Here is a 17,379-nt window from a genome sequence, read left to right on the forward strand (position 1 = left end):
GGGATGGATCCACCCGCTTCAGGTTCCCGTCATCGACGTTAAGCGCGTATATTCCAGTTATACGGTTTGCCGGCGATTTTGTCAAATCCCGCGCGCGACTTCGAATTCCCGCCCGCCGCCGCAAAAAAACCGTTACCCGGCACCCCCGCCGAATAACGGTCGTCTCGATCGTCTACTCCAGCTCGCGCGCGCCGACGTTCGCGGTCTCGAGCTTCTCCCAGCCGTCCTGGTTGAGAAGGTCGAGCTGCGTCTCCACCAGCGTACGGAACCGCGCGCGGTAGATCGCCGCCTGCTTCTTCAGCTCTTCGACCTCCAGCGCGTACTTGCGGGACTTGGAGAGCGATTCGTTGATGATCCGGTCCGCGTTCTTCTCCGCTTCCTTGACGATGAGCTGCGCTTCCTTCTTCGCGTTGCCCTTCAGCTCGTCCGCGGCTTCCTGCGCGACGATGATCGTCTTGCTGAGCGTCTCTTCGATATTGGCGAAGTGGCCCAGCTTGTCCTGCATGGCCATCAGCTGGTTCTGCAGTTCCTTGTTCTCGCGGATCATCGCTTCGTAGTCCTTGATGATCTGGTCGAGGAATTCGTTGACTTCGTCCTCGTCGTACCCGCGCAAGCGGCGGCCGAATTCCTTGTTATGGATGTCCAATGGCGTGAGTGGCATTGGGTTACCTCCTGTGGCGTAGAGTCCGTATGTAATTCTGCTCCCTCACTCAATTCGACGAAAGATGCCGAATTCCTCCTGAACGATTACACATATTTGCCAATCTTCAGACGGATTCTGCCGCTTTTCGACACGCCTTCCGCCTCGATCACCTTGAACCGACCGAACCCTTTGAACGAGATGACGTCTCCTTCGCCGACGAGCGCCGAAGGGTCCTCCACCGTCTTCCAGTTGATCCGGCAGCGGCCGGCGCGGATCGGATCGACGATCTTCGCCCGGCTGAGCCGGAACACGTCGCTCGCGACGCCGTCGAGCCGCATGGAAGCGACCGAGATCGTAGATTCCTCGAGCTTGACCTTCACTTCCTGCAGCTCGGAGAGCGGCAGCACGGCGGTCGACACCTCGAGCCGGTGCGCCTGCCGCAGGTGGGTGCGCAGGAAGTCGCCGATGTCCTCCGCGATCAGGACGTGGCAGCCGTCGTCCCGCACGTGCAGATCGCCGATCTTCTCGCGCTTGATGCCGAGGCCGAGCATGGCGCCCAGGTAGTCGCCGTGGTCCAGCTCGCCGATCCGGCGGTCGTCCGAGCCGACCGCCAGCACCGCGATGCCGGCTTCCTCCGCCTCGAGCGGACGATAGTCCGGCGCGATGATCGCCCGTTGGCGCTCCGCGCCCGCGTACCCCCCGTCGAGCCGGAGGGCGACGTCGGGATGGCGGTTCGCCAGCGTAAACAAAATATGCGCCTGGCGCGGATCGAGAAAGTCGGTACGCCGAAGCTCGTGCAGCTCGGCGGCCCGCTCGACCCATTCCCAGGCGCGGTCAACGAAAGGCTTTTCGTCGGGATGGAAATGCGCGTAAATATCGTTTCTAGCCATCGTCGTTCCTTTCCGTCCGTCACATGCCTCCGAAGAAGAGGAGCACGGTCTCGATCCCCTTGAACACGTAGAACAGCGCGAACAAGGCAATGATCGGGGAGATGTCCAAGATGCCGCCGATCGGCGGAATCAGCCGGCGGAACGGCCGCAGGTACGGCTCGACCAGCTTGCCCAGCAGCTCGCCGACGAAGCTCTCGCGGACGTTGGGCAGCCAGGACATGAGAATGTAGATAATGATAAGCCAGTTGTACACGGTCTCCAAATACCACAGGTATTCAATTACTTGTGCCAATGCGAAAGTCACCTCATTTTGGAATAATCGGCTTCCTCCGCTAACAGTTCCGATATCGTGCCCGAGATTTCAACGGAGTCCGGCGTGCAAAGGAAAATGTTCGGGCCGAGCTTGGAGATATGTCCGCCCAGGGCGTATACCGTGCCGCTCAGAAAATCGACCATGCGGATCGCCTGATCGCGGCGTACCCGCTGCAGATTCACGACGACGGAACGGCGGGACTTCAGATGATCGGCAATCTCCTGCGCCTCGTTATCGTAGGTTTTCGGTTCGGTCAGCACGACGCGGGCGTTTTTCTGCGAATGAATGCTCACGACATTGTTCTTCCCCATTTGTTTACGCGCTTCGAAGGGCGTGGTTTCAATTTCCGGTTCATCCTCGATGCCCATGGGCTCGCGGCGGTTCGCTTCGTCTTCTTCCTGGAGACCCAGGTAGTTCAAGAATTTGTTCATGACGCTCATCGTGATCCCTCCGTTACCCGTTATCTTCTTTCCCGACTAACACGGTTCCTAGACGTACCCAAGTCGCGCCCTCTTCGACCGCGACCTCGAAGTCGTTCGACATCCCCATCGACAGCTCGGTCAGCGGCTCCGCGAGCAGCGCCCGCTCGTTCAGCGCGTCCCGCAATCTCCGCAGCTCCCGGAAGACGGGGCGCGTCTCCTCCGCTTCGCTCTCGAACGGGGCCATCGTCATGAGCCCTACCGGACGGATGCCGGCGAGCCCCCGGATCGACTCGGCGAACGCCGCAAGTCCTTCGGGCGCCAGCCCGTGCTTCGAATCTTCGCCGGACACGTTCACCTGGATGAAGCAAGGCACCGCGATCCCGAGCGACGCGGCCCGTTTGTGGATCTCCGTCGCCAAGGACAGGCGGTCGACCGAATGGATGTAATCGAACCGTCCGACCACGTCCTTGACCTTATTCGTCTGCAGCGATCCGATATAGTGAAAGACGGCTTGTCCCTGCAAGAGCCGCCACTTGGCCTCGGCTGCGGGCCAGCGATTCTCTCCGAGATGCCGGCAGCCGGCAGCCGCGACCCGCTGCGCGAGCTCCGCCGAGACGTACTTCGTCACGGCGACGACATTCACTTCCTCGCGCCTGCGGCCCGACCGCGCGCACGCGTCCTCAAGCCTGCGTTCGACGTCCTGCATTCGTTCCGCCAATGTCACGGCAACGTCCACCTCAATTTCTCTTACCCAGCCAGCTCATCATTCGACCTGCTCTTCCCCGTTCCCGACGGTGGGAGAAGAATACGTCGGTTCGACAACTCGTGCACCATGTTGACATTTCGATGCGGCTCGGCAAAATTCCTGCTTTTATCATAAGATGTCGGTTGATTTCTTTCAAGTCAAGGTTCGCCTTGCCGTCCGCGCCTTCGGTATAGAAGCGTCCGTCCGCGCCTGCCGTCAGCGGACGAACGCGCTGCATGACGGCCTCGTCCACCTCGTAGCAGCAAGCCCCGATCGAAGGTCCGATCGCCGCTCGCAGCTCCCGCGGGTCCGTTCCGTATTCGGCGGCCATCGCGCGAACCGTCTCGGACGCGATATCCAGCACGGTCCCCTTCCACCCGGCATGAGCGAGTCCCAGCGCGCCGTGGCGGGGATCGTAGAAGTACAAAGGGACGCAATCGGCGAAGTACATGGCGAGTAGCACGTTCGGCTCGTCGGTGACGAGCGCGTCGGCATCCTGAATGGCCGATGCCCGTCTCTCCCGACCCGCTCCGCGGTCCTCCGTCCGTACGACGTACACGCGGGATCCGTGCACCTGCTCGGCGCAGGTCCAGGCCTCGAACGGCCAATCCAGCGCTTCGGACACGATCCGCCGGTTGCGGATGACGTCTTCGGCGTCGTCGCCGACGTGCAAGGCAACGTTCAGACTCTGCCAAGGCGCCGCGCTGACGCCGCCGCGACGGGACGTGAAGCCCGCCGTCACGCCGGCGAGCGATGCCCAGGGCGCGAGATGCAGCAGGGCGGCTTGCGATTGCTCGGGCTGCGTTGATGATTGCGCTGCAAAAGGTTCCATCGTTCCACCTCCGCCAACCAGTGTATCATGCCCGCCGGCCGCAGGGAAGGATCGTCCGCCCGTTCTCGGCCGCAGGGAAGGATCGTCCGCCCGTTCTCGGCCGCGTTAGTCGCGCAGCCCAAGTAAAAACGGCTTTGCCGTCTTCTCGGAAGCGGGCAACACGTTTTTATCGGCGGTCATACGGAAATGGATAGGCGTGAAACTTTTGCATGCTGTATGACCAAGTAAAAACGGCTTTGCCGTCTTCCCGGAAGAGGGCAACACGTTTTTATCGGCGGTCATACGGAAATGGATAGGCGTGAAACTAATACATGCTGTATGACGAACGGCGGCGCCGCGCCTTTAGCGCGCGGCGCCTTCCGACTCGTCGGTCCGGTAGGCTCTCGCGTCGTCCAGCCGGACGAGCACCACGTCCGCGCCGATCTTCACAATGTTGCGCCACGGGATGACGACGTCCGTGCCGCCGCCGAACATGCCGAACAGCCGGCCGACCGTCGGCACCACGATCGAATCGATGCGGCCTTGGCGCAGATCGAGCTCCAGGTCGCTCACTTGCCCGAGCTTCTTGCCGTCCACGATGTTGATGACGTCTTTCGTTTGGAAATCGGATATTTTCATGATCGCGCCCGCCTTCCCGCAGTCGGCGTAATGGAGATAGGCCAACGTACCGTTACTATAACTATATGAGCCATGCCTTCAAAAGTTTCAAGCCATCTTCCGAAGTTCTGTCCGAGGCGCGGGAAAGGGGGACGCCGGGATGCTTCATGCGGATGCCTTCCGGCGGGCGCGGCAAAAACAGGCCGGGTGCGGGCCCCGGCCTGTCTCCTGCGGACGGCGCTGCGGCGCGGTCGCGCCGGCCGTTCCGCTACGTCTTGACGTGTTTTTGCATTTGCTGGATAGCCGACTTCTCGAGCCGCGAGACTTGCGCCTGCGAGATGCCGATCTCGTCGGCGACCTCCATCTGCGTCTTTCCTTCGAAGAACCGCATCGACAGGATCATCTTCTCGCGTTCGTTCAGCTTCCGCATCGCTTCGCGCAGCGCGATCTCCTCGATCCATTGGATATCCTTGTTCCGCTCGTCGCTAATCTGATCCATCACGTAGATCGGGTCGCCCCCGTCGTGATAGATCGGCTCGAACAGAGACACGGGATCTTGGATCGCGTCGAGCGCGAATACGATGTCTTCCTTCGGCACGTTCAGCACTTGCGAAATCTCGAGAATGGTCGGTTCGCGCGCATGCATGTTCGTCAACTGGTCGCGGACCTGCAGCGCCTTGTACGCGATGTCCCGCAAGCTGCGCGAGACGCGGATCGGATTGTTGTCGCGCAGATAGCGGCGAATTTCTCCGATGATCATCGGCACCGCGTACGTAGAGAAGCGAACGTTCTGACCCAAATCGAAATTGTCGATGGCTTTCATAAGGCCGATGCACCCGACCTGGAACAGGTCGTCCACATATTCTCCGCGGTTGTTGAACCGCTGAATCACGCTGAGCACGAGGCGCAGATTGCCATTTACGAGTTTTTCCCGGGCTTCGAGTTCACCGCGGGTTTGCAGAGCGAGGAACAATTCCCTCATTTCGGCGTTGGTGAGGACGGGCAGCTTTGAGGTGTCCACTCCACAAATCTCCACTTTGTTGCGGGTCAAGGTGTTTTCCCTCCCGGGGAGCAGCGTTATTGTAAAGTATCTCCGGGGGAGGGGTTTTTATTCCGTTTAAAACAACCGGATGGCGATCAAACCATTTTATTGAACTCTTTCCGAAGGCGCTTGATGATCCGCTTCTCCAGACGAGAAATGTACGATTGGGATATGCCGAGCAAGTCCGCGACATCCTTCTGGGTCTTCTCTTCTCCGTCGGCCAAGCCGAAACGCAGCTCCATGATCGTGCGCTCCCGGTCGGTGAGCTTGTCGAGCGCCTTGTGAAGCAGCTTGCGGTCCACCTGCTCCTCGATATTGCGGTAGATCGTGTCGTTCTCCGTGCCGAGCACGTCGGAGAGCAGCAGCTCGTTGCCGTCCCAATCGATGTTGAGCGGTTCGTCGAAGCTCACCTCGGTGCGGGTCTTGCTGTTGCGGCGCAGATACATCAGAATCTCGTTCTCGATGCAGCGCGACGCGTACGTCGCCAGCTTGATTTTTTTCTCGGGATCGAACGTATTGACGGCTTTGATCAGACCGATCGCGCCGATCGACACCAGATCCTCGATATGAATGCCGGTATTCTCGAACTTGCGGGCGATGTAGACGACGAGCCGAAGATTGCGCTCGATGAGCATCGCCCGAATGGCGGCGTCGCCGGAAGGCAGGCGCTCGAGCAGATATTCCTCTTCCTCCCGCGAGAGCGGCGGCGGCAGCGCTTCGCTGCCCCCGATGTAGTACACTTCCTCGCTCTTCCATCCGAACCAGAGCAACAGGCGATAGAGCGTCAGCTGGTACATCAGCTTCCATTTCACGAGCAATTCGACAACCTCCTGTCAAGCGGTCTGGGATGGAGCCGACGCCTGCTCGTCGGCCAAAGTCAAATCGGCATGCACAATCGCGCGGTAGGCGCCTTCGGCCGAAAGCGTCCCGCCGTCCAGCCCGACGAGCACCCTGCGATGCGTGAGCGGGTTCCCGCCCGGGACGGCGATCTCGACCGCGTCGGGCTTGATCGCCAGCATCAGCCGCGTGCTGCCGTTCACGCCGCGGTAAGGGACGAGCCGCAGCCGATCGCTCCAGGCGAACCCGTCCGGAGCGGACGGATCGAGCTCCGAGACGAGCCGGTCGGCGGGTTCCTCCCGCAGGCGGTCGGCCCACCCGGATGGCAACTGGTCCCGCCAGACGGCGGCTTCCATGATCATGACGGGAATGCGCGTCAGCGGGTCGTACAGCCGATTGCCGGTGTCCACGATCCCCCGGCATCGCCATACTTGTCCGTCGATGCGGACGGACACGTCCGCGAGCAGCGCTTCCAATCGATCGCGGCTCTGCACGCTCGCCTTCTCGCCGCGGTAGAGCCAGATGGCGATCGCCGCGGTGACGGCGAACAACCCCGCCGACATCCGGAAGGAGATCGCGACGCTCCCCGAGCTTGTCACCTCCATGAGCTCCCACGGGGACCCCGCGTACTTCAGCAGCGACGAGATGCCGATCATGCCGCCCAGCGCCGCGAAGCTCGCCAAGTAGAAGGAACCCAGGTGGCGCGCGAACCGCAGCGGTCCCCCATATCCGAAGGCTAGCAGCACCATGAGGATGGAGACGCCGACCTTGGCCCCGAAGGTGTACAGGAACGGCACCGTCGCCACGAACATCGCGGCCGCATACGCCGCGCCGAGCGTGGCGGAGGCGGCGACGCGCCGCTTCGCGGGCCGGAGCCGGCGCGCCTTGGCGGTGGCGAGGAGCACCGCCGCGTCCATCGTCAAGTTGGACAGGAAGACCAAATCTACGTATACCGTCATGCGCCATCGCTTCCTTTTTGATCGCCCCCGGAATGGTTGAACCCAGTATAATCGGTTTGATATTCGGAGTCTGTCTAAACGTGCCGCCCTTCCGGAAGTTTTTTTGTCGAGCCCGCCCGGGGCCGACAAGGGACTTTGGGCGGAGCGCGCCAACATACGACAAAGCCGCCAGGGGAACCCTGGCGGCGCAAACGGTTGAATCTGCTATGCGATCGGAGCGCCGGACAAGCCGCTTAACCGACCTGGGGCAGGAATTGCTCGATGGAGACGTTATGCATCTCTTGCTGGGACAGACGCCGGACCTTCTCGAGCGTCCCCTTCGGCAGCCGTTGGAACGCTTCGATGCACGTCGGACAGAACTGCGTGCCGGCGCAGCGGCGAAGCTCGGCGATCGCCTCCTCGTGGGTGCGCGCGGACCGGTAAGGACGGTCGGACGTCATCGCGTCGTACGAATCGCAGATCGCGAAGATGCGCGCCTTCAGCGGGATTCCCTCGCCGCTCAGCCCCATCGGATAGCCGCCGCCGTCCCAACGCTCGTGGTGGCAGCGCACGATCTCCAAAGCGGGCTTGAGGAAGTCGATATGCTCGAGCATATGAACGCCCATGCTCACATGGGTCCGCATGATCGCCCACTCCATGTCGTCAAGCGGACCCTCCTTGCGCAGAATGGCGTCCGGAATGCCGATTTTGCCGACGTCGTGCAGCAGCGCCCCGCGGATGAGCGTCTCCATCTGATCGCTCCGCATGCCGAGCTCCTTGGCGAGCAGCCAGGAGTAAGCCGTGACGCGGTAGGAATGGCCTTGGGTCTCGTTGTCTCGGCTGTCGAGCGCGCTGCTGAGCGCCTGCAGCGATTCATCGTACGTCCGATGTATCCGCGCGAGCAGGTCTCCAAGTTCTTCCGTTTGCCGCTCGATAATGCGGGAAGATCGGAGGAACAGTTGGCGCAAGCCGAAGAACAATGCGAACATTCCCGCTGCCGTGAGCAGCGCCATCGTCAAGCTTATGCGCAGGATGTTGTCTTTTTGCGCGGACCAGTCGCGCTTCGCTTCGACGATCCCGACGACGTGGCCCGAGGCGTCCGCGATCGGAATCCAGAGCCGGAGAAAGGAACCTTGCTTCTCCGAGAGCATGTCGTCGCTCGCGAGGACGCGCTCGAACTCGCGGCGGTCGGCGTCCGCGACCGGCGTATGGATCCGGCTGCGATCGTAACTGAATTGGATCGTCCCGTTGCGGTCATACATTTGAACTTCCTGAATCTGATAGAGATCGAAATGCGTGCGGATCACCTGCTTGAGCGCTTCGTGGGCAGCGTCGGACGCCGCGTCCGCCGTTGCCGGGGCGCTGCCGCCCATGCCGGCATGTCCCGCATGCTCATCCTGCCGCGTTTGCCCGTGGGCCGCATGCGCCGAGCCGTCGCTTGCCGCTGCGGTCCCCTCGCCGAAGAGACCGCTCAATTGCGGGAGTCCCGAGAAATGCCGTTCGACCGCGCTTCTCGTGATATCGCTCGTATCCCGAACGATTTGGCCGGAGATGAGGAAGTAGGCTGCAAAGGAGAGTGCAATACCGAAGAATACCACGAATGCAGCTAAGATCAGCGTGAAGGAACGGTATGGATTGGACATCTTGCACCTCCGGCAACGGGGCCAACGATTCAATCTTTTGTTTTGGAACCATTCGACATGATGGGTGCATTTTCCTTTGATCTTGTCGAATGTCGCGAAATAAAAAAGACCGCCGGATCATCACCGGGCGGTCTTCAAATAAAGAAGGAGTGCTTGGACTTCATGGCGATTCGGCGTTGGCGCCGTCAGTCGCGAACGGCTGATTAACGGTCGCCGCGCGGACGGTTCCGCAGGAAGGCCGGAATGTCCAGTTGGTCGCTGGACGGGGTGTTGCTGCCGAAAGGACGCAGGTTGTTGCCCGACGTGCGGGATTCCTGGTGCGACTCCGAAGGCGAGGACGCGTGAGTCGCGTGTGTAGGAGTCGACGTCTGCGGCGAGATCGGCCGGCGGGTCGGCGCTTTGTGCTCGAAGCCGGTCGCGATCACGGTCACCTTGATATCGTCCTTCATATTGTCGTCGATGCTTGCGCCGAAGATCATGTTCACTTCGGGATCGGAAGCGGAGATGACGATCTCGGCCGCTTCGTTGACCTCGAACAGGGATAGATTGGAGCCGCCCGTGATGTTCATGATGATGCCGCGCGCGCCTTCGATCGACGTCTCGAGCAGCGGGCTCATGATCGCTTTGCGGGCCGCGTCCATCGCGCGGTTCTCGCCGGAGGCGACGCCGATGCCCATCAGCGCGGAGCCGCGCTCGGTCATGATCGTCTTCACGTCCGCGAAGTCGAGGTTGATCAATCCCGGCACCGCGATCAGGTCGGAGATGCCTTGAACCGCCTGGCGGAGCACGTTGTCCGCTTCGCGGAACGCCTCCATCATCGGGGTCTTCTTGTCGACGATCTCGAGCAGCCGGTCATTCGGGATGACGATGAGGGTGTCGACCTTCTCCTTGAGGGCTTCGATGCCCAGCTCGGCTTGACCGGAACGCTTGCGTCCCTCGAACGTGAACGGACGGGTAACGACGCCTACGGTGAGCGCGCCGCATTCCTTCGCCAGCTCGGCGATGACCGGCGCCGCGCCGGTGCCCGTGCCGCCGCCCATCCCGGCGGTGACGAACACCATGTCCGCGCCGCGCAGCGAGTTCATGATGCCCTCGCGGGATTCCTCGGCCGCCTTCTTGCCGACGTCCGGATTCGCGCCGGCGCCGAGTCCGCGCGTCAGCTTGTCCCCGATCTGGAGCTTCTGCTCCGACTTCGTCAGCTGCAGCGCTTGGGCGTCGGTGTTCACGGTGATGAACTCGACGCCCTTCACGCCGTTCTCGATCATTCGGTTTACCGCGTTGCTGCCGCCGCCACCGACTCCGATGACTTTGATCTTCGCGAGCGGTTCCATCTCAAAATCAAATTCCAACATATTTCAATACTCCTCCTCGCTTCGCTGGGTGGCTAGTCGTCAGCAGCGGCTCAAATGAACTCTTTGAACATGTTCTTAAACCACTCCATGACGCCCGGTTTGGACGGTGCCGCACCGGGGGCCGCTTTGCTTTTGGCCGGACGCTTGTTCGCCGGCGTCCCGCGCGTGCGTACGTATTTGGTGACGTACTGGATCATGCCGACCCCGCTGCTGAAGGACGGGTCCCTCACGCCGATGAAGTCGGGCACGGCGATCCTCACGTTCGATTCCAGCTCGATCTGCGCGAGCGACAGCACGCTCGGCATCGAGACGGTTCCGCCCGTCAAGACGTAGCCGTTCAGCTTGTCCAAGTAGCCGAGGCGCTTCACTTCCTGGCGGATCATGTGGAAGATCTCCTGCATGCGCGGCTCGATGATGTTCGCCAGCTCGAGCTGGGAGAATTCCTTCTCCACGTTGCTGCCGACGCGCATCACCTTGAACTTCTGATCGTCGGCCGCTTCGTCCACCCGGGCGCAGCCATACTTCAGCTTGATCTTCTCGGCATGCTCCGTCTGCGTCTTGAGGCCGTAGCAGATGTCGCTCGTGACGTAGTCGCCGCCGATCGGCAGCGTCGAGACGGCCGCGAGGCTGCCGCCTTCGAAGATCGCGAGCGTCGTGGAGCCGGCGCCGATATCGGCCAGTACCGTCCCCATCATCTTCTCGTCCTTCGTGAGCGCCATCATGCCCGATGCAAGCGACATCAGCACGACGCCGGAGATGCGGAGTCCCGCCTTCTCGACGCATCGCATCAGGTTATGTACGGCCGCCTTCGTGCCGGTGATGATCGTGCACTCGACTTCGAGGCGCACGCCGATCATCCCGCGCGGATCCTGGATGCCGGTCAAGCCGTCTACCAGGAACTGCTTCGGCAGAAGTCCGATAATCTCGCGCTCGGGCGGCAAGGCGACGACCTTGGCGGCCTGAAGCACGCGTTCGATGTCTTCCTCCCCGATCTCCCGGTCCTCGTTGGAGACGGCGACGACGCCGTGGTTGCTCTGAAGCGAAATATGGTTGCCGGCAATGCCGACATACACCTCGCCGATCGAAATGCCGACCATCCGTTCGGCATGGTCGACGGCGTTGCGAATGGATTGAACGGTCTGATCGATATCGACAATGGCGCCTTTGCGGATGCCATCGGAATCCGCCGAACCGACGCCAATGATATTAATGGCCCCGTTGCTAATTTCCCCGATAATCACCCGAACCTTAGAAGTTCCGATGTCCAGGCTGACGATGAGGTCGTTGCTACTCAACCGGTGGCACCTCCCATTGGTCGATGAAAAATGCTGCGTAAAGGGATGCTTCCTCTACATATTCAACATCAGCGCGCTTTTCCCTCTTTTTTCTACAAAATTTTTGACGTTCCGCGCTTCGTAAAATTTTCCAATCGCGCGCGTCAAAAACGGGTTCGAATCTCAAAAACGATGCCGGCGATTCTCGTTCGAAACCGATCGTCGCTCGTGCGGATCTCCCAGCCGATAAGCCAAATTCTAGCATTGATTGGACGGCTTGAGTAGAGTCCTTTTCCTTATGTTTACAGCCTTCCGCGCCGTTCTACGAGGCATTTTGTGCTGAATAAGGCCGATAGGTGTCCGAATCCAGCATGACGACCTGGCCCGGCTCCCGGTTCTCTACCAACTCGTTCAGAATCGGGATCTTTTCTCCCAGCTTGCCGACCGTCGTGATGACCTCGAAACGCGAGCGCGTATACAGCTTGATCCGGTCCGGATAAGCCTTCGACGGGTCCGGCGAGATCTGCGACAGGTCGCTCAGCTGGCCTTCCTGGATCTTCCCGAGCACCTGGCACAAGGCCAGGCGCTGCGGATCGTCCGCCTTCCAGCCCGCCAGCACCGGCTTGTTCGGCAGCGCGGTCCCTTCCTTGGCGGGGAGGACCAGGCCGTTCTCCAGCACGAGGCCGAGCTTGCCCGATCCGTCCAGCTCGACGGCCACCGGGGCGTATTCCTGGACTTCGATCGTCAGCTTGCCCGGGAACCGCTTTTTCGCCTGCGCGAGATGAACCGACTGGAGCTGCTCGACGCGGCGTTCGAGCGTCTTGGCGCTGGGGGAGAAGAACGAGTCTCCCGCCTGCACGCCGAGCGCCTGTTCGATCTCCGCCCTGGTGGCATACGCGTTGCCCGTCACTTCGATGTCGGTGATGCGGGACAGGGAGGACCGGAAAAAGAGCACGACCAGCACGATAACGAACAGCGCGATGACGATCCACAGCAGCTTGCCGCCGCGGCGCCGCTCCGCAGGCTCCCGCTTGATCGCGGGAATCCGCTCTGTCATTCCGTCCACCTCTCCTTCTAAGCCCGGCGTTAATAGAGGCTTGTCCGCACGCTACGCAAAAAAGGTCCCCGCTGCGGATCTGCCGCTGCCACGGGGATAGGCTTTACCTGATCTTGCCCGTTACGATCCGGTCGTCGGGACGGCGCGTGACCTGACCGCCCAGTTGACTGAACATCTGCTCGATCCGGTCATAGCCCCGATCGATATGATGAACTTGCTCCACGACGGTGCGCCCATGCGCGGCAAGGCCGGCAATGACGAGCGCGGCGCCGGCCCGCAGGTCGGTCGCTTCCACGGTCGTGCCGTAGAGCTTCTGAACGCCGCGCACGAACGCGGTGTTCAGATCGATTCGGATATCCGCGCCCATGCGGCACAATTCGTCCACATGCTTGAAGCGGCCTTCGAATACCGTTTCTTTGATGACGCTGACGCCGTCGGCCAGCGAGAGCAGAATCATGAGCTGTGCTTGAAGATCGGTCGGGAACGCCGGATAAGGCGAGGTCACGACGCGATCGACCGCCCGCGGACGGGCGGTAGCGCCAACTTTCATTATACCATTACTTACCTCGATTTGAACACCGGCCCGCCGGAGCACGTGGATGAGCGACGTCAGATGCGCGGGCTGCGCGCCTTCGAGCGTCACTTCGCCTCTCGTCGCGGCGGCCGCCACCATCACCGTGCCGGTCACGATCCGATCCGGGATGATCTCGAAGTCGCATCCCGACAGCGTCTGCACGCCGTCGATGGTGATCGTGTCGGTGCCCGCGCCGCGGACCTGGGCGCCCATCTGGTTCAAGAACGCTTGGAGATCCTGAATCTCCGGCTCGCGCGCGGCCCCGACGATCGTCGTCCGTCCTTGCGCGTGCACGGCGGCCATCATGATGTTCTCGGTCGCCCCGACGCTAGGAAAGTCCAGGATAATCTCCGCGCCCTTGAGCTGATGCGCGCGGCAGACGATGCGGCTGCCCTTCTCCTCGATCTCCGCGCCGAGCGCCGCAAGCCCCCGCAGGTGCAGATCGATCTTCCGTTCGCCGATCGCGCAGCCGCCGGGCTGGTAGACGTGAACTTCGCCGAAGCGCGCCAGCAGCGGGCCCATCAGGAAGACGGACGAGCGCATGAGGCGCATGAGGCTTTCCGGCACGTGCGAAGACGAGGCAACCTTGCTGTCTACGGTGACGACGCCGTGTTCGTGGCGCGTCTCGCAGCCGAGGTCGCTAAGAATGTCCAGCATCACTTCGATATCGAGCAGTTGGGGTACGTTGCGAATCGTTACCGTCCCTTGCGCCAGCAAGCTGGCGGCCAGAATCGGCAATGCGGCGTTCTTGGCTCCGTGGATGCGTATGGTGCCCGAAAGCGGCTTTCCGCCTTCAATCACCAATTTGTCCAAGGGGGTTCACCTCCGGATTACCGCTCGCCCATCAGGAGAACCTCCGGCACCAATCGAATGTTAAACTGGTCCTCGACGGTTCGCTGAACCCGACGCATGAGCGTAAGCACGTCCTCAGCCGTCGCACCGCCCTGGTTGACGATAAAGTTGGCATGCAGAAGGGACACTTCGGCCCCGCCTTCCCGGGCTCCCTTGAGCCCGGCGGCTTCGATCAGGCGCGCCGCATGATCGTTCGGCGGATTGCGGAACACGCTGCCGGCGCACGCCGCCTGGAGCGGCTGCGTGCGCAGCCTGCGATCCTTGTAGGAAGCGAGCATGGCCGCGATCTCCTTGCGGTCCCCTGGGACCAGATCGAACGCCGCTTCCGTCACGATGCCTTTGCGGTCGTGCAGAATCGAATGCCGGTAGCCGAAGTTCATCTGTTCCTTTCCGTACGTGCCGCACGTTCCGTCTTCCCAGACGATGTCGGCTGACTTGAAGATGCGCGATACGTCCGAATGGTGCGCGCCGGCGTTCATGTAGACGGCTCCGCCCACCGTTCCCGGAATCCCTCCCGCGAATTCCAGGCCGGTGAGTCCTTCCTTGCCCGCCATGACCGACAGCTTGATGAAGGAATAGGAAGCGCCCGCCGTGACGAGTCCGCCATCGAACCCGACTTCGTCGAATCCGCCGCCGAGCTTGATGACGGCGCCGCGGACGCCTTTGTCGGATACGAGCGTATTCGAGCCGCGGCCGAGCACCGTCCAAGGCACGCCGTGCCGGTAGAGCGCCTGAAGCGCCGCCGACAGTTCCTCCCGGGTATTCGGAACGATGAATAGGTCCGCGGGCCCGCCGATCTTCCAAGTCGTATGCTTGGCGAGAGACTCGCCGTACGTCACGCTTCCGATTGGGGTTCTCTCCAGGTCCGCGATCAACTGCTGCATGATTGTTCCTCCTTGCCCGTTCTCTTCGGGGCTGCCGGGGATGCCATGTCGCCATGCGCCCGTTCGTCCGTCGCGATCACGTAGTATCTTATGTCGCGTCCGCAGGCGTGGTGACAAACGCCCAGCAGCCAAGCTTGAATCGGGCGGCGGCGCAAGCGGATTCCGCCGGCCGGCCGCCCGTTGTCGTTCTCTCACGTTCGAAGATTCCGAACGTCCGGATCGCCTTCAACGACGGCGGACCAGCGCTTCGAGCTGGAAGCAGATCGTCGCCGCCGCCTCGGGCATGCCCAGACGCCGGGACGCCGCCGCCATCTCGCGGCGGCGGGCGTCGTCTCCCATGATCGCCGCGATCCGTTCGTACAGCAGATCGCCGGTCAGATCTCGCTCGAGGATCATCTCGCCTCCGCCGCACGCGGCCAGACTCTCCGCGTTGGGCTGCTGATGGTTGTTCGTCACGTTCGGCGAGGGCACGAGGATGGCCGGCACGCCCAGCGCCGTAATCTCGGCGAGCGACGACGCGCCCGCGCGGCTGACGACGAGCGAGGCCGCGGCCAGCACCTCCGGCATGTTGTGCAAGTAGGACACGACGTGCACCCGGTCGGCGTCCGTGGCGGGCAGCGACTTCATCCTCGCCTGCGTCTCCTCGTAATACCGCTCTCCCGTGACGAAGACGAAGTGCACGTCCGGCATGCCCGACAGCCTGGGGGCCATCTCCGCGATCGCGTGGTTCAGCGCCTGCGCGCCGCGGCTGCCGCCGACGGCGAGCACGAACTTCGTGCCGGTCCGCAAGCCCAGCGAGGCGTAGCCCTTCGCGGGATCGGCGTCGACGACGGCGCTCGCGCACGGGTTGCCCGCATGAATCACGTTCCGCGCGCGGGCGAAGTGCGGCTTGGAATCCGCGAAGCTGACGGCGATGCCGTCCGCGTACCGGCTGAGGAACTTGTTCGTCAGACCGGGTATGACGTTCTGCTCGTGAATGAGCGTCGGGATGCCCAGCTTCGCGGCCGCGTAGACGACCGGGCCGCACACGTAGCCGCCCGTGCCGACGACGGCGTCCGGCCGGAACGCGCGCAGCAGCGCCTTCGAGCGCCGCACGCCCTGAATGAAGCGCATGACGGTCTTGACGTTCTCCATGGACAAAGACCGGCGGAAACCGGTAATGTCGATGCTTTCGAAACGCACCCCCTGCTGGGGCACGATCTTGCTCTCCAGGCCGCGCTTTGTGCCGATGTAGAGCAGCGTAGTCTCCGGCTGCCGGCGCTGCGCCTCGCGCCCGATGGCAAGCGCGGGATAGATATGCCCGCCGGTGCCACCGCCGGTCAACACAATGCGCATATGCGTCACCTCGAATATCGGGATAAATTAAGCAAAATGCCTAGCGCCGTCAAGAGCAGCGTGAGGGACGAGCCCCCGTAGCTGACCAGCGGCAGCGTGATGCCCGTCACCGGCATAAGGCCGATGACGACGCCGATATTGATCAGCACCTGAACCGCGACGATGCCGACGATCCCCGCCGCGAGGAAGCTTCCGAACGGATCGGAGATCGTGATGGCCACCCGCATCCCCCGCCAGATCAGCAGGAGGAACAAGAGCAGCAGCAGCGTCCCGCCGATGAAGCCGAGCTCCTCCGCGAGGATCGAGAAGATGAAGTCCGTCTGCGGTTCGGGCAAGTAATTGTATTTCTGCCGGCTCATGCCGAGCCCCAGTCCCACGAGCCCCCCCGGTCCGATCGCGTAGAGCGATTGAATCGATTGGTAGCCCGCGCCCAGCGGATCCTTCCAGGGATCGAGGAAGGTCGTGATCCGCAGCAGCCGGTAAGGCGCGGCGGCGATCAGGCCGACGAAGCCGGCCACGCCGAGCAGCGCCAAGCCGCCGAGATGGGAGAGCCTGGCGCCCGCCACGTAGATGACCAGCAGCGAGGCGCCGAGCATCACCGCGCCGGTGCCGAGGTCCGGCTGCAGCATGATCAGTCCGAACGCGCTCCCGAGGATGGCCAGCGGCGGCAGCAGTCCGGAAGTGAACGAGACGAGCCGTTCCTGGCGCTCGGTCAGGTAGCGGGCGAGGAACAGGATCATCGCCAGCTTCATGAATTCGGACGGCTGGATGCCGAAGCTTCCGATGCCGAGCCAGCTGCGCGCTCCGCCCCGGACGTTGCCGATGCCCGGGACGAGCACCAGCAGCAGCAGGCCGAAGCAGATGAGTAATCCGGGCAGCGCCCACTTGCGGAAGCGGTCGTAGTCCACGTTCATCGTGACGAACATCGCGGCGACGCCCAGCGCCGCGAACAGCAGCTGCCGCTTGACGTAATAGAATTTGTCGCCGTAGTCGTGGAACGCGGCGACGGCGCTGGCGCTGTATACCATGATTACGCCGATCGCCAGGATGCCGATCGTCGCCACGATCATCCAGATATCGGGAGCGGAACGGGATTTGGCCATGAACCGGACACCTCACGTGACTGAAGAAGTGGGGACAGGCCCCCTT

General features: G+C 62.2%; 18 protein-coding genes. All 18 read right to left on the bottom strand.

Annotated features, from left to right (window positions below; all coding sequences use genetic code 11):
- Nucleotides 1-172: 172 nt before the first annotated feature.
- Nucleotides 173-661: a DivIVA domain-containing protein gene (locus tag H7C19_RS21235; RefSeq protein WP_185671057.1), complete on the bottom strand. Its 489-nt coding sequence runs from the start codon at nucleotides 659-661 to the stop codon at nucleotides 173-175.
- Between the two features lie 86 nt (nucleotides 662-747).
- A complete protein-coding gene (locus H7C19_RS21240) occupies nucleotides 748-1,533 on the bottom strand; it encodes a YlmH family RNA-binding protein (RefSeq protein ID WP_185671058.1) in 786 nt (261 codons plus the stop codon).
- A gap of 19 nt (nucleotides 1,534-1,552) precedes the next feature.
- Nucleotides 1,553-1,825, bottom strand: a complete 273-nt coding sequence (locus tag H7C19_RS21245; RefSeq protein ID WP_185671059.1) for a YggT family protein — start codon at nucleotides 1,823-1,825, stop codon at nucleotides 1,553-1,555.
- An 8-nt stretch (nucleotides 1,826-1,833) separates the two neighbouring features.
- A complete protein-coding gene (locus H7C19_RS21250) occupies nucleotides 1,834-2,286 on the bottom strand; it encodes a cell division protein SepF (RefSeq protein WP_185671060.1) in 453 nt (150 codons plus the stop codon).
- A 13-nt stretch (nucleotides 2,287-2,299) separates the two neighbouring features.
- Nucleotides 2,300-2,992: a YggS family pyridoxal phosphate-dependent enzyme gene (locus H7C19_RS21255; RefSeq protein ID WP_313731894.1), complete on the bottom strand. Its 693-nt coding sequence runs from the start codon at nucleotides 2,990-2,992 to the stop codon at nucleotides 2,300-2,302.
- A gap of 13 nt (nucleotides 2,993-3,005) precedes the next feature.
- Nucleotides 3,006-3,845 (bottom strand): peptidoglycan editing factor PgeF, encoded by an 840-nt coding sequence (gene pgeF, locus H7C19_RS21260; protein ID WP_185671062.1) that lies wholly within the window; start codon nucleotides 3,843-3,845, stop codon nucleotides 3,006-3,008.
- A 342-nt stretch (nucleotides 3,846-4,187) separates the two neighbouring features.
- On the bottom strand, nucleotides 4,188-4,463 hold the full coding sequence (locus tag H7C19_RS21265; RefSeq protein ID WP_185671063.1) for a YlmC/YmxH family sporulation protein: 276 nt from the start codon (nucleotides 4,461-4,463) through the stop codon (nucleotides 4,188-4,190).
- Nucleotides 4,464-4,710: 247 nt separating this feature from the next.
- Nucleotides 4,711-5,493 carry an RNA polymerase sporulation sigma factor SigG gene (gene sigG / locus H7C19_RS21270; protein WP_185671065.1) on the bottom strand — a complete coding sequence of 261 codons (783 nt, stop codon included), beginning with the start codon at nucleotides 5,491-5,493 and terminating at the stop codon, nucleotides 4,711-4,713.
- Between the two features lie 86 nt (nucleotides 5,494-5,579).
- Complete coding sequence (gene sigE / locus H7C19_RS21275) at nucleotides 5,580-6,302, bottom strand: RNA polymerase sporulation sigma factor SigE (protein ID WP_185671066.1); 723 nt, start codon at nucleotides 6,300-6,302, stop codon at nucleotides 5,580-5,582.
- 15 nt (nucleotides 6,303-6,317) lie between these two features.
- Nucleotides 6,318-7,280 carry a sigma-E processing peptidase SpoIIGA gene (locus tag H7C19_RS21280; protein ID WP_185671067.1) on the bottom strand — a complete coding sequence of 321 codons (963 nt, stop codon included), beginning with the start codon at nucleotides 7,278-7,280 and terminating at the stop codon, nucleotides 6,318-6,320.
- A 233-nt stretch (nucleotides 7,281-7,513) separates the two neighbouring features.
- Nucleotides 7,514-8,902, bottom strand: a complete 1,389-nt coding sequence (locus H7C19_RS21285; protein WP_185671068.1) for an HD-GYP domain-containing protein — start codon at nucleotides 8,900-8,902, stop codon at nucleotides 7,514-7,516.
- Between the two features lie 203 nt (nucleotides 8,903-9,105).
- Entirely contained in the window at nucleotides 9,106-10,254 is a 1,149-nt protein-coding gene (gene ftsZ, locus H7C19_RS21290; RefSeq protein ID WP_185671069.1) for a cell division protein FtsZ, read from the bottom strand.
- A gap of 50 nt (nucleotides 10,255-10,304) precedes the next feature.
- The gene (gene ftsA, locus H7C19_RS21295) at nucleotides 10,305-11,549 is read right to left on the bottom strand and encodes a cell division protein FtsA (protein ID WP_185671070.1); all 1,245 of its coding nucleotides are present in this window, start codon (nucleotides 11,547-11,549) and stop codon (nucleotides 10,305-10,307) included.
- 301 nt (nucleotides 11,550-11,850) lie between these two features.
- Nucleotides 11,851-12,585: a cell division protein FtsQ/DivIB gene (locus H7C19_RS21300; protein ID WP_185671071.1), complete on the bottom strand. Its 735-nt coding sequence runs from the start codon at nucleotides 12,583-12,585 to the stop codon at nucleotides 11,851-11,853.
- A gap of 103 nt (nucleotides 12,586-12,688) precedes the next feature.
- Nucleotides 12,689-13,972: a UDP-N-acetylglucosamine 1-carboxyvinyltransferase gene (gene murA, locus H7C19_RS21305; RefSeq protein WP_185671072.1), complete on the bottom strand. Its 1,284-nt coding sequence runs from the start codon at nucleotides 13,970-13,972 to the stop codon at nucleotides 12,689-12,691.
- A gap of 17 nt (nucleotides 13,973-13,989) precedes the next feature.
- Nucleotides 13,990-14,895 (bottom strand): UDP-N-acetylmuramate dehydrogenase, encoded by a 906-nt coding sequence (gene murB, locus H7C19_RS21310; protein ID WP_185671073.1) that lies wholly within the window; start codon nucleotides 14,893-14,895, stop codon nucleotides 13,990-13,992.
- Nucleotides 14,896-15,120: 225 nt separating this feature from the next.
- Nucleotides 15,121-16,230 (bottom strand): undecaprenyldiphospho-muramoylpentapeptide beta-N-acetylglucosaminyltransferase, encoded by a 1,110-nt coding sequence (gene murG / locus H7C19_RS21315; RefSeq protein ID WP_185671074.1) that lies wholly within the window; start codon nucleotides 16,228-16,230, stop codon nucleotides 15,121-15,123.
- A 5-nt stretch (nucleotides 16,231-16,235) separates the two neighbouring features.
- Nucleotides 16,236-17,333: a stage V sporulation protein E gene (spoVE, locus tag H7C19_RS21320; protein ID WP_185671075.1), complete on the bottom strand. Its 1,098-nt coding sequence runs from the start codon at nucleotides 17,331-17,333 to the stop codon at nucleotides 16,236-16,238.
- Nucleotides 17,334-17,379: the final 46 nt, after the last annotated feature.

It is taken from the genome of Cohnella nanjingensis (genome assembly GCF_014212125.1).
In the GTDB taxonomy this organism is placed as follows: domain Bacteria; phylum Bacillota; class Bacilli; order Paenibacillales; family Paenibacillaceae; genus Cohnella; species Cohnella nanjingensis.

Coding starts and splice junctions, on each gene's coding strand:
- H7C19_RS21235 (WP_185671057.1), bottom strand. CDS start 661: ATGCCACTCACGCCATTGGACATCCATAACAAGGAATTCGGCCGCCGC.
- H7C19_RS21240 (WP_185671058.1), bottom strand. CDS start 1,533: ATGGCTAGAAACGATATTTACGCGCATTTCCATCCCGACGAAAAGCCT.
- H7C19_RS21250 (WP_185671060.1), bottom strand. CDS start 2,286: ATGAGCGTCATGAACAAATTCTTGAACTACCTGGGTCTCCAGGAAGAA.
- pgeF (WP_185671062.1), bottom strand. CDS start 3,845: ATGGAACCTTTTGCAGCGCAATCATCAACGCAGCCCGAGCAATCGCAA.
- H7C19_RS21265 (WP_185671063.1), bottom strand. CDS start 4,463: ATGAAAATATCCGATTTCCAAACGAAAGACGTCATCAACATCGTGGAC.
- H7C19_RS21280 (WP_185671067.1), bottom strand. CDS start 7,280: ATGACGGTATACGTAGATTTGGTCTTCCTGTCCAACTTGACGATGGAC.
- H7C19_RS21285 (WP_185671068.1), bottom strand. CDS start 8,902: ATGTCCAATCCATACCGTTCCTTCACGCTGATCTTAGCTGCATTCGTG.
- ftsZ (WP_185671069.1), bottom strand. CDS start 10,254: ATGTTGGAATTTGATTTTGAGATGGAACCGCTCGCGAAGATCAAAGTC.
- H7C19_RS21300 (WP_185671071.1), bottom strand. CDS start 12,585: ATGACAGAGCGGATTCCCGCGATCAAGCGGGAGCCTGCGGAGCGGCGC.
- murB (WP_185671073.1), bottom strand. CDS start 14,895: ATGCAGCAGTTGATCGCGGACCTGGAGAGAACCCCAATCGGAAGCGTG.
- murG (WP_185671074.1), bottom strand. CDS start 16,230: ATGCGCATTGTGTTGACCGGCGGTGGCACCGGCGGGCATATCTATCCC.
- spoVE (WP_185671075.1), bottom strand. CDS start 17,333: ATGGCCAAATCCCGTTCCGCTCCCGATATCTGGATGATCGTGGCGACG.